Source organism: Gemmatimonadaceae bacterium (genome assembly GCA_036504815.1).
Taxonomy (GTDB): domain Bacteria; phylum Gemmatimonadota; class Gemmatimonadetes; order Gemmatimonadales; family Gemmatimonadaceae; genus PNKL01.
In genome coordinates this window covers 145,777-157,137 of sequence record DASXUN010000012.1, presented here as the reverse complement: position 1 = coordinate 157,137, position 11,361 = coordinate 145,777, and the positions used below count along the sequence as shown (strand labels likewise).

Below are 11,361 nucleotides of genomic sequence, written 5' to 3'. Positions count from 1 at the left end.
AGCGTCCTTCAGAACGCCTAAACCAAGTTAGCAGGCGAGAGGTCCGAAGTCAATATTAGCTAAGGACTTCCACGCGTTGATCATCGCATCGTATAACGCCACGCCACCGGCGACGCGCCGACAACGGGCACCGAGAAGTCCTTGGACGATTTCGGCGCGACGGCGTCAGCGACGACCGTGGTCGTGCCCACGCCGTTCCCTGTCTTGTCCACCAACTCGAAAATAACCGTGAAGCTGGCCGTCGTGGCGCCGAGGTTCTCGACGGAGCCGCTCAGCGTCGCGTTGCCGCCACGTCCCACCGTGAACTGATTTACGACGACGCGCACCGGCAGCTTGCCCGCCTTCTCCACGTACGCAATGGTCGAGTCCTGCGCCAGCTTCTTCGCCTTCGGGTCGAAAGCCTGCTTGCCGCGCTCCTGCCACACCGCGCCCGCCAACTTGAGCACATCCGGGTTCATTGGGTCAATGGCGCGCAGTCGTTCGACGACCGATGCCATCTTCTCGGGCTTGTGCTGGGCGAAGTAGACGTTTGCCGCATTGAACAGCGCGTCGCGATAGTATGGGTTCATCGCGAGCCCCGCCTCGTACAGCGCCGCCGCGTCGTCGAACTTCCTGGCGGTGGCCATCACGACGCCGGCCTCGAAGAGCTGGAGGGCGGTGTACTTGGCCGGATTGGCGACCATATCGGCGTAGATCCCCGCCACGGTCACGCTGTCGCCCGATTCCTGCAGGGCGCGCGCGTAGGCGGCGCGCGCCGTTGCAGCGTTCGGGCCGTCCGGAGCTAGCTCGGCCGCCGTCTTGAACAACTCGGCGGCGCGCCGCAGTCCCGCGGAGCGGGCGGCGCCCTGCAGGAGGCTGGCCTGCTGGTGGGTGAGCACCGCCAGGTTGAAGTTCGCCTGGGCGCGGGCCGGCGTGGCGGCCGCGTCGGTCCCCATCTTGGCGATGGCCCGCTCCCAGCTCGCGATCGCGCCGGGCAGGTCTCCCTTGGCCTGCGAGGAGTTGGCGAGCACCTGATACGCCGCGCCAACCTGCGGTGAGCGTGGGCTCAGCTGCAGGGCGTAGTTGGCGTACTCGATGGCCGGGTCGTACTGCTTGGCGTTGTAGTACGCGATGGCGGTATTGAGCACCTTGGCGAAGATGGCGTTGCGATACCGCAGCGTGCTGTCGGCGCAGGCGGGCATCTCGCGTTCCACCGCGCTCATTGCCTCATCCATCGCGGTGGGGAGGAAGAACTCACCCTCGGCGTTGTCGGCGAAACCGACGTCGCCGCGCTTGGCGCGCACGACCGGCCGCGCCCCCTGGTCCTGGAACCAGCGCACGTAGGCGCCGCCGAGCAGGTAGTTGCGCCCGACCTCGTTCTTGATGCGCTCGGGGTTGTCGGTCAACACCTTGATCGCCTGCTTCAGCAGCTTCGCCCGGTCCTCGTCGTTCACCTGCTGGTCGTGCTTCTGGATGTACAGCACGGCGCTGGTGAGCTGGAACGGCTTGCGCGTCTCGATCTCGCAGGTGCCCTGCGCCAGGAGCGGCGCGGCGGTGAGAGCCGCGGCCACGGCGGCGAGCGCAATGCGACGTCGGGTCATCAGGGGAATCCTCGGTACGGGGCTGTCGCGTCGGCAGCCGACGCGGGGAATCTAAGGCCTTTCTACACCGCCTACAGCCGGGCCGTTTCGGCCTCGCGACGGGCGCGGTCGGCCACCTCTTGCGCCGAACGCCCGAGGGCGCGCGCCGCCGACTGCACATCGTCCCACTCGGGCTTCACGCGCGTGGACCCGTCCGGAAGCGTGACCGCCTTGAGCCGGATCACCTGCCCGTCCACCGACACGCGGAGCTCGCGCCGCGGCAGGGCAAGTCGGCTCACCAGCAGGCGCCGGACGCCGATGGAGGAGCTCTCCGTCAGCAGCAGTCCTTCCAGGCGATCGGCATCGGCCAGCGCGCACAGCACCTCGACGCGCACCCCCGGCCGTCCTTTCTTCATCAGCGTCTGCACGAGCGTCACGTCGAGCGCGCCGGCTGCCCGCATCGCGTCGGCGGCCCCGGCGACAAACTCGCCGCCCAGGTCGTCGATATCGCAGGCCAACATCGCCAGCGTTTCGGCGCCCGCCCTGCCGTCGTCGACGTCAGCCAGCACAATGCGCAGCGCGTTCGCGCGCCCCGGCGGATCCTTGGTGCCCGCGCCGTACCCGACCTTCACCGGGGTGTACGCCGGCGGAGGCGCACCCTTCGACAGGACGCGCACGAGCACCGCCCCCGTTGGCGTAGCCAGTTCCCCGCTCCCTTCGGGCCCCGGCCGCACCGAGATCCCTTCCAGCAGGCGAATGGTCGCCGGCGCCGGGACCGCCATACGCCCGTGGGCGGCGTCCACAAACCCGTCCCCCAGCGTGACCGGCGTGTTGTACACCGCCTCGACGCCCAGTTGCTGCAGGCCCCAGATCGAACCGAGGACGTCGAGGATGGCGTCCACCGCACCCACCTCGTGCAGGTGCACCTTCTCGCGCGTCGTCCCGTGAATCGACGCCTCGACGTCGGTCAGCTGGGTGAACGCGTCCATCGCCACCTTCTTCACGGCGTCGGGCGCGCTCGAGCCGTTCACGATCGCGGCGATGTGCGCGAGGTGCCGGCCGTGCGGCTGCGGCGGAATGTCGAAGTCGACCTTCGTGCAGGCGATCTCGCCGCGCGTCACGTCGGTGACGCGCACCGTCACCCCATCGAGCCCCAGCGCCGTCGGCAGGGCGCGCAGCCACTCCCGGTCGACGCCGAGCGCGACGAGCGCGCCCAGCGTCATGTCGCCGGCGATGCCGTGGGCGGGGTCAAGGATGGCGATGCGCATGATCGACGACGGACCGAGGATTTGGAATTCGGATCGCGACTGAGGAATACGAAAGCGGACTGCGACTGGCGATTGGAACAATCGTGCATCGTATTCCGGATTCGCAATCCTCTATCGAAATCCGGATTCCTGATCCTCAATCGCAGTTCACCAGCGGTAACTCGCCCCCGACCCCGTGTTGAACACGACCACGCTCGCGTCGGGCGAGAGCCGGCCGGTCTTCACCAACTGGGCCGCGGCCGCCAGCGCGCAGCCGCCCTCGGGCGCGGCATCGATGCCGCCGCGCGACGCGAGCGTGAACGTGCCCGCTCGAATCGCATCTTCGTCCACCGCTTCGGCGTCGCCGTGGCTCTCGCGCAGCGTGCGCAGGGTCCAGCGGTCACCGAACGGGCCGGGAACGCGCAGACCGCTCGCGTGCGTCTCCGGATTCTCCCACGGAACGGCCCTGTCCTCGCCGGCGTGGAACGCGCGCACGAGCGGCGCGCACCCCGACGCCTGTGCGATGATCATTCGCGACTTCACGATCTCCGTGGGCAACCAACCCCACTCGACCATCTCGCCGATCGCCTTCCAGATGCCGATGGTCCCCTCGCCGCCGCCCGTCGGGTAGATGATGACGTCGGGAAGCTCCCAGCCGAGTTGCTCGGCGACCTCGTACCCCATGGTCTTCATGCCTTCCACGCGATACGGTTCGCGCACCGTGGCGACGTTGAAGAAACCGCTCTCCTTCGCAAACTGCGTCGTGGCCTTCCCCGCGTCGCCGATGTGTCCGTCCACGAGCTCGAGTTCCACGCCGAAGGCGCGAATGCTCCCGAGAATGGGCGGCGGCGTGGTGCGCGGGGCGTAGATGCGCGCCGGGAGTCCGGCGGCCGCCGCATACCCGGCGAGCGCAATCCCCGCATTGCCCGCCGTCGGGACGCACACGCCGGGCAGCCCCAGCGCCTTGGCGCGCGTCACGGCCATCATGAGCCCGCGCGCCTTGAAACTGGCCGTGGGGTTCTGCCCCTCGTCCTTCACCCACAACCGTCGCACCCCGATTTCGCGCGCCAGTGCCGGGAGCTCGACCAGCGGCGTCATCCCCTCGCCGCGATCCACGCGCGCCTCGCCGGCCGCGATCGGCAGCGCGGCGGCATAGCGCCAGAGCGACCATTCCGCGCCGATGTCCGCGCGCTTCGGCGCGACGTCGTAGCGGACGGACAAGGGTTGCGCACACTGCGGACAGAGCGAAGCCAACTTGTTTCCGGGGGCTGTATAGCCGCAGCCGGTGGTGCAATGCAGGGTCCAGGACATATGAGGGCAGACGGGAGACGGGAGATGGAAGACGGAAGACAGTAAGGACAAGACCTCGTGCGCCACGCGAACGGTCGCCGTGGCGCCGCATCGTGTGTCGCATCGCGCGACGCATCGCGCGACGCATCAAAGCTACGGATTGGGCGGCTCGTTCGCTCGAAGATCGGGGCCGTCCGCGGCCTCGTCCGCACCACTCACGGACGGCATGCGCTCGGCCGGCCGGTTTGGGGCCGATGACTTGAGCGCCTCCAGCAGCGCGGCCGCGGACTTGGCCGAGAATCCCTTCAGGGCGGCCACCTGCTCCACCGACGCCGCGCGCACGCCGTCCACGCTGCCGAACGCGCGCAGCAGCTCGCGACGCTTCGTCGGCCCCACGCCGGGGATGTCGAGCAGCGCCGACGTGATCGTCCGCATCGTGCGGCGTTTGCGGTTGTATCCGACTGCCGTGCGATGCGCCTCGTCGCGCGCCTGCTGCAACAGCCGCAGCGCCGGCGACCGGCGCGAAAGGTGCAGCGATTCCGTCCGCCCGAAGATGAACACTTCCTCCTCGCGCTTGGCCAGCGACACGAGTGGCAGCGCGCTCAGCGTCAGCGACGCGAGCGCCTCATGCGCCGCGGCCAGCTGCCCCTTGCCGCCATCGATGACCACCAGGTCGGGGAGCGGCTTCCCTTCGTCCACGCGGCGGCGGAAGTAGCGCTCCACCACCTCGCGCATCGACGCAAAGTCGTCGGGGCCGTGCGCCTCGTCCACCGACTTCACGCGCATGCTGCGGTACTCGGAACGGCGCGGCCGCCCGTTCTCGAACCAGACGATCGCCCCGACATTGTCCTTGCCCTGCGCGGTGGAATTGTCGAAGCAGACCAGCGACCGAGGGATCTTCGCCAGCCCCAGCGCCCGGCCGAGTTCGTAGACGGGATCGCCCGCCCGCTCCTCGGTCTCGTCCTCGGCCAGCTTGAACTCCTCCAGCAGGTGGCGGGCGTTCTTCTCCGCCAGGTCGAGCAATTCGCGCTTGAGCCCCCGCTGCGGGATCAGCACCCGTGTGGGACGAAGCGCCGGCTCGAGCACGTCGAGATCGTCCGGCGCGAACGGCAGCAGCACCTCGGCCGGCCGGTCGGCGACGCGGTAGCATCCGGCGAGGTACGCGGCGAGCACCGCGGCGTCGCTCTCTCCCTCGGCCTGTTCGAGAAACCGCTGGTCGCGCGCGAGCAGCTTGCCGCCGCGCACCTTGAGCAGCGTGACACAGGCATCGTCGCCATCGCGCGCAAAGCCGACGACGTCGCGGTCGTTGCCCTCGACATCCACGATGATTGTCGGCTCCTCGAAGTGCTCGAGGTGCCGCAGGGCGTCGCGCAGTTCGGCGGCGCGCTCGAAGTCGAGGTTCGCCGACGCCGCCTCCATGCGGGCGCGCACGCGCCGCATCACCTCGTCGGGCTTGCCGTCGAGGAAGGCGATCACCTCGTCGATCATCGCCCGATATTCGGCGTGCGACTGCGCCCCAATGCACGGCCCCTGGCAGCGCCGGATGTGGAAGTCGAGACAGGCGCGCTCCGGCATCTCGGCCGGCATGTTCCAGCGGCACGACCGCACGGTGAAGACGCGCTTCACGACGTTGAGCGCGTGGCGCATCGCCCCGACGTCGGTGAACGGCCCGTAGTACCTGGCGCCGTCGTCGAGGACCCGCCGCGTCACGAGCACGCGCGGATACGGCTCCTGCACGGTGACCTTCACGTACGGATAGGTCTTGTCGTCGCGCAGCATCACGTTGAACCGCGGGTGATGCTCCTTGATGAGATTGTGCTCGAGGATCAGCGCGTGCTCCTCGCTGGGCACGACAATCGTCTCGAGGTCGGCCACGTGCTCCATCAGCACCCGCGTCTTGGACCACGCGGGGTGGTCGGTGGCGACGTAGCTGCGGACGCGCTGACGGAGGCGGTTGGCCTTGCCGACGTACAGCACGGTGCCATCGGCCGCCTTCCACAGGTACACGCCGGGCGTGTCGGGGAGGTGCGGCAGCTTCTGGCTGATGGCGTCAGGGACGATGCGCATGGGGCCTCGCCCGCAATCTAGCGGCTGGTCAGCGCCCGCTCACGAGCCGCCGTACGCGGCCGGCCATGGCCGATGCCTCGGGAATAGCCAGCGACGCCGTCGCCGCCAGGTACGTCAGCCCGTACAGCGGGAGCGCCACGAAGCCGAGCACGAGCGGGTGCTCGACGCCAAGCACGAGCTTCACACCCCAGGCCACCACGGCCGCCGCCAGCGCGGCCCCCCAGAGCTTCACCTGGTACGGGCGGTCCACGCCGACGTCGCCAAGGCGCGGCACGAGCGAGCGGCGCAGGAGCAGGCATTCCACCCACGCGGCAACACCGGCCGACACGGTCAGCCCCGCCACGCCCCACCGGGCGTCGATGCCAATCGCGCCCGGCAACCACAGGGCCGCGCCCCACCCGAGGGCGAGCGTGAGCACCACCCGCAACAGGGCGAATCGCAGCGGCGTGCGGGCGTTGCGCAGCGCATACCACGTGGACGCGTAGAGCCGCCCGAGCGTCCCCGCCAGCAGTCCCACGGCGGAACCGGCCAGCACCCCCCACATCCAGACGACGTCGGCGCGCCCGAACCGTCCCGACTGGTACAGCGTCGCGCCGACGATGTCGCCCACCGCGAGAAACGCCATCGACGACGGAATCACGTAGAACGCGATGCGATGCAGGCCGTCCGACAGCCGGCGACGCAGGATGCGCGCAATCTCGTCGTCCGTCCCCACCGTTCCCGACATCGCCGGGAGCTCCGCGGCGGACACCGCCATGCCGAAGAGCGAGACGGGAAGCATCGTGATCACCTGCGCGTACGAGAGCACGGCGACCGCTCCCGCGCCCACGAGCGAGGCCAGCACGTTGTCCACGTAGGCGCTGAGCTGCACCACGCCGCGCCCGACGAAGACCGGCGCGAACTGCGCGAGCACGGTCCGCACGTTGCCGTTCGATGTGTCAACGCGCGCGCGCAGGCGCCGGTCGACCCGCAGCACCGTCGGCACCTGCACCATCAGCTGCGCCAGACTGCCGACGACCGACGCCCACGCGAGCACGCCGGCCAGTCGCGCCTGTCCCGCCGCGTCACCGGCCAGCGACGGCCCGTATCCCAGCAGCGCGCCGATCATCACCACGTTCATCGCGACCGGCGACGCATACGGCAGGAAAAATCGCCGGTGCGAGTTGAGCACGCCGAGCGACCAGGCCGAGAGCACGAGGATGCCGACCCCGGGGAAGATCACCTGCACCAGCCGGATGGTCAGCTCGCGCTTCTCGCCCTCGAACCCCGGCGCAATCAGCGCCACGGCGAACGGAGTCAGCACGATGCCGAGGAGCACGAGCACCGTGCTCGTAAGCGCCAGCAGCGTGCCCACCGCCCCCGCGACGCGCCCGGCCTCCTCTTCGTTGCCCTCCGCGAGCAGTCGACTATACGTCGGCACGAAGGACGCCGAGAGCACGCCTTCGCCAAAGAGATTCTGCAGGATGTTCGGGATGCGAATGGCGGCGTTGAACGCGTCGCCGGCGTCGCTCGTGCCGAGGAAGTGGCCGAGCAGCCGGTTGCGAACGAGGCCGAAGAGGCGGCTCAGCAGGATGCCCGCCGCGACGAAGGCGGCGCCCCTCGCAGTGCGCGATTCCGCGTTCCGGACGGGCGCCTCGGTCACGCGCCAGTCCCGTCCAGCTGATGCGCCGCGGCGCGGGCGGTCACGCGCCGCCGAGCAGCTGCGTGGCGTGCAGGGCCGCGCCCGCGCGCAGCTGCTCCATCAGCGTGTCGCCGTGCCGCGCGACCACCGGGAGTGGATTGAGCACCCGCTCCTGCCGCAGTCCTTCGGGCATGAGCGCCGCGCGCACGCTGCCGAGGTCGCGCATGGCCGCCGTCTCCGCCTTGAGCACCGCCGCGCGATACCGCCGCTCCAGCCGGTCCACGCGGAACTTCAGCTGATGCCGCGCCCCTTCGATGGCTTGCGCATGCACCATCGCCGCGCCTTCGGCGTTATCGCGCAGGGCATTCAGTCGCGCGTCGACGTCGTGGCGCAGCGCCTCGAGTGTATCGCGCAGGAAGGCGGGCATGGCACGGTCGCCCAGGCGCCGTTCCGCCTGATGCGGCGGCTTGATGTCGTCGAAGGTCATGCCGAGCCGGCCCAGCATGCGATCGATCACCGGTTCGACGATCGTGGCGGACCACCGCGGCAGCACGAGCGGCACCGACGTACCCAGCGCCTCGGCCACGGCGCCAACCTGCGCGAAGTAGGCCACCTCCCCCGGACCGCCGAAGTAGCCGATGGTCGGCAGGATGGCGCGCTCGACCACTGGGCGCAGCAGCACGTTGGCCGAGAGCACCAGCTGCGGCTGCAGCGCTACGTCGCCCGCCTGCGCCATCGGGATGCGTTCCTTGACGCCATTCGAAGAGACGCGGAAGACGAGCGACAGCTTGGGCACGCGCGCCACCTGCGCACGGAAACCGGCGCGTTCAATGGCCACGCTGCGCAGCGAGACCGACTCGTCCACCACGGCCGCCCGCCGCAGCGCTTCCACCAGCGTCGGGCGGGCCGCGTCGCGCACGGCCGGGTGCCAGGCGTCGAGCACGGCAATCCCCATTGGCTCGAAGAGCGCGCGCAGCAGCGCCACGTACGCGCCGCCGACCGTCGCCTCCGGATGGTAGGCGCGCCGGGCATGCTCGAGCAGGTCGAGGTGCGGCGCCGAGCCCGCCGACGCCGCGAGGTCGTCGAACTGCCGGCTCACGTCACCCAGCGGCTGCGCCGCCATGACCTGCCCATCGAAGCCCAACCGTTCGATGCGTAGGCGGCGGACTTCGTCGTCAAACGCGACCGCCGTCCAGCTCGCTTCGACGAAATCAGCGTCATCGGTGGCGGCCCAGAAGACGGGGGCGGCCGGGATGCCCGTCTCCTGCTCGATCTTGTCGGCCAGCGCGCGTGCGCTGAGCGCCTTCAGCCACGTGTATCCGGGGCCGCCGAACAATCCCGGCTGCTGGCCGGTCGTGACCACGACACCGCGACCCTGCGCGACGGATTCGAGGCGGCGCGCCGCCGCACCACTGGCGTTGAAAGCCGGGGCAAGCGAGGCAAACCAGTCGGTGTTGAACTCATCGCGAACGCGCTCGGCGTGCTCGCGCCAGGCAGTCGCCCCCTTGGGACGCGGCGCATACCAGCCCGACGGCGTGCGCCCTTCGACGGCGGCGCGTGCCAACGGGCCGCCGCCCACGGGTTCGGCAACGACACGCGGCGGCGTCACGCGACGCCTCCGCCGACCTGCCCCTGCCTTTGACGCCGACTACAGTCCATTGCGCTCCCTGCCTCCGGGGTCCGCGGCGCGTGCCGACCGCGCCGCGTCATAACCTAACCGCTGAACACGGGGGCGCGGAATGCGGCACGGTCACTTGTGGTAGGGCTCGCGGCGCACGATGGTCCCCGCCCGGTACAGCTGCTCCGCCAGCACCAGGCGCGCGAGCTCGTGCGGCAGGGTCCACGGCGCGAGTTCCAGCCGCAGGGCCGCACGCTTCAGCAGCGCCGGCGCGAGGCCAAAGGCCCCGCCGATCACGAAGGCCACGTCTCGCCCTCCCTCGCGATGCCCCTGCAGCCACGCGGCAAAGGCGGCCGAATCTAGTCGCTTGCCGCCGGGATCACAGCAGGCCACCACCGCCGCCGGCGGGAGCTTGGCGGTCAATCGCTCCCCCTCCCGCTCGCGCACGAGGTCGGCGCCCGCCGACTTCGCCGGCTCCTCGCGCACCTCTACGTGCCCCAGCGGCCAGTAGCGCGCGGCGCGTGCCTCGTATTCGCCGATGGCAGCCGCGAGACCCGCGTTGCGTGGCTTGCCAACCGAGACCACCAGGACCTTCACTGGGCGCGCCCGCTAGGGATAGATGCCGCGCAGCTTGTGCACCGTGGCTACGCGATTGATGGACAGCATGTACGAGGCCGTCCGCATGTTCACCTTGTGCTGCCGCGACAGCTGCAGCACCTCGTGGAAGGCACTCACCATGATCTCGCGCAGGCGCTCGTTCACCACCGGCGCGGTCCAGTAGTAGCCGCTCCGGTTCTGCACCCACTCGAAGTACGAGACCGTCACGCCGCCGGCGTTGGCCAGGATGTCCGGAATCACGAAGATTCCCTTGTCCTCGAGGATCGCGTCGGCGCCGGCCGTCGTCGGCCCGTTGGCGCCCTCGCAAATGACCTTGGCCTTGATGTTCGCGGCATTCTTCGTCGTGATCACGTTCTCCAGCGCCGCCGGCAGCAGCACATCGCAGTCGAGTTCAAGCAGTTCCTCGTTCGTCACGCGCTCGCCGACGCCGTAGCCCTCGAGCGTGCCGTGCGCCTGTACGAACGCGATGGCATGCTTCACGTCGAGGCCCTTCCTGCTGAACCAGCCGCCGGTGCGATCGCTGATCGCGACGACTTTGGCCCCTTCGGCGTGCAGCAGCTCCGCGGCGACGGAGCCCACATTGCCGAACCCCTGCACCACGACGCGCGCCCCCTTCATGGACATCCCGAGGTGCGTCAGCGCCTCCCGCGTGGCGATCATGCAGCCGCGTCCGGTCGCCTCGCGACGGCCCAGCGAGCCACCCATCGCCACCGGCTTGCCCGTCGTGACGGCGTTCACCGTGTGGCCGACGTGCATGCTGTAGGTGTCCATCAGCCACGCCATCACCCTCTCGTTGGTGTTCACCTCCGGCGCCGGGACATCGGAGTCGGGGCCGAGCGTGGCGATGATCCCCGCCGTGTAGCGGCGCGTGACCCGCTCGAGTTCGCCGATGCTCAGCTTGAGCGGGTCGCAGATCACGCCGCCCTTGGAGCCGCCGAACGGGATGTTGACCACCGCGCACTTCCACGTCATCCAGGCGGCGAGGGCCTTCATCTCGTCCACCGTCACGTTCTCGTCGAAGCGAATGCCCCCCTTGGCGGGGCCGCGCGACGTGTTGTAGATGCAGCGGATGCCGGTGAACACCTCGACGTCGCCGCTGTCCATCAGCACGGGAATCGAGACGATGATCGTCTTCTCGGGATTCCGCAGCACCTTGTACAACCCCGGCTCGAGATCGAGCAGCTCGGCGGCCCGATCGAAGCGCGCCATCATCGCCTCGAAGGGATTCACCTCGCCCAGGCCGAGAAAGCGATCCTTGTCCGGATGGACGATGGCGTTCGTGGGAAGTCGAAGATCGGCCATGGCAATCGAGAGTGAACGCCGAGCCCGGCGTTGGGAGGA

General features: G+C 69.7%; 8 protein-coding genes. All 8 read right to left on the bottom strand.

Annotation, left to right across the window (positions count from 1 at the left end; all coding sequences use genetic code 11):
- Positions 1 to 80 precede the first annotated feature (80 nt).
- Complete coding sequence (locus tag VGJ96_05805) at positions 81 to 1,580, bottom strand: tetratricopeptide repeat protein (GenBank protein HEY3286618.1); 1,500 nt, start codon at positions 1,578 to 1,580, stop codon at positions 81 to 83.
- Between the two features lie 71 nt (positions 1,581 to 1,651).
- Positions 1,652 to 2,827, bottom strand: a complete 1,176-nt coding sequence (gene larC, locus VGJ96_05800; protein ID HEY3286617.1) for a nickel pincer cofactor biosynthesis protein LarC — start codon at positions 2,825 to 2,827, stop codon at positions 1,652 to 1,654.
- Positions 2,828 to 2,974: 147 nt separating this feature from the next.
- Complete coding sequence (locus VGJ96_05795; GenBank protein HEY3286616.1) at positions 2,975 to 4,117, bottom strand: threonine synthase; 1,143 nt, start codon at positions 4,115 to 4,117, stop codon at positions 2,975 to 2,977.
- 132 nt (positions 4,118 to 4,249) lie between these two features.
- Positions 4,250 to 6,163 carry an excinuclease ABC subunit UvrC gene (uvrC, locus tag VGJ96_05790; GenBank protein ID HEY3286615.1) on the bottom strand — a complete coding sequence of 638 codons (1,914 nt, stop codon included), beginning with the start codon at positions 6,161 to 6,163 and terminating at the stop codon, positions 4,250 to 4,252.
- 28 nt (positions 6,164 to 6,191) lie between these two features.
- Positions 6,192 to 7,805, bottom strand: coding sequence for a murein biosynthesis integral membrane protein MurJ (murJ, locus tag VGJ96_05785; GenBank protein ID HEY3286614.1), 1,614 nt, complete (start codon positions 7,803 to 7,805; stop codon positions 6,192 to 6,194).
- A gap of 40 nt (positions 7,806 to 7,845) precedes the next feature.
- Positions 7,846 to 9,393 (bottom strand): bacillithiol biosynthesis BshC, encoded by a 1,548-nt coding sequence (gene bshC, locus VGJ96_05780; protein ID HEY3286613.1) that lies wholly within the window; start codon positions 9,391 to 9,393, stop codon positions 7,846 to 7,848.
- A gap of 141 nt (positions 9,394 to 9,534) precedes the next feature.
- Positions 9,535 to 9,999 (bottom strand): 23S rRNA (pseudouridine(1915)-N(3))-methyltransferase RlmH, encoded by a 465-nt coding sequence (locus VGJ96_05775; GenBank protein ID HEY3286612.1) that lies wholly within the window; start codon positions 9,997 to 9,999, stop codon positions 9,535 to 9,537.
- Positions 10,000 to 10,011: 12 nt separating this feature from the next.
- Positions 10,012 to 11,322 (bottom strand): Glu/Leu/Phe/Val dehydrogenase, encoded by a 1,311-nt coding sequence (locus VGJ96_05770; GenBank protein HEY3286611.1) that lies wholly within the window; start codon positions 11,320 to 11,322, stop codon positions 10,012 to 10,014.
- Positions 11,323 to 11,361: the final 39 nt, after the last annotated feature.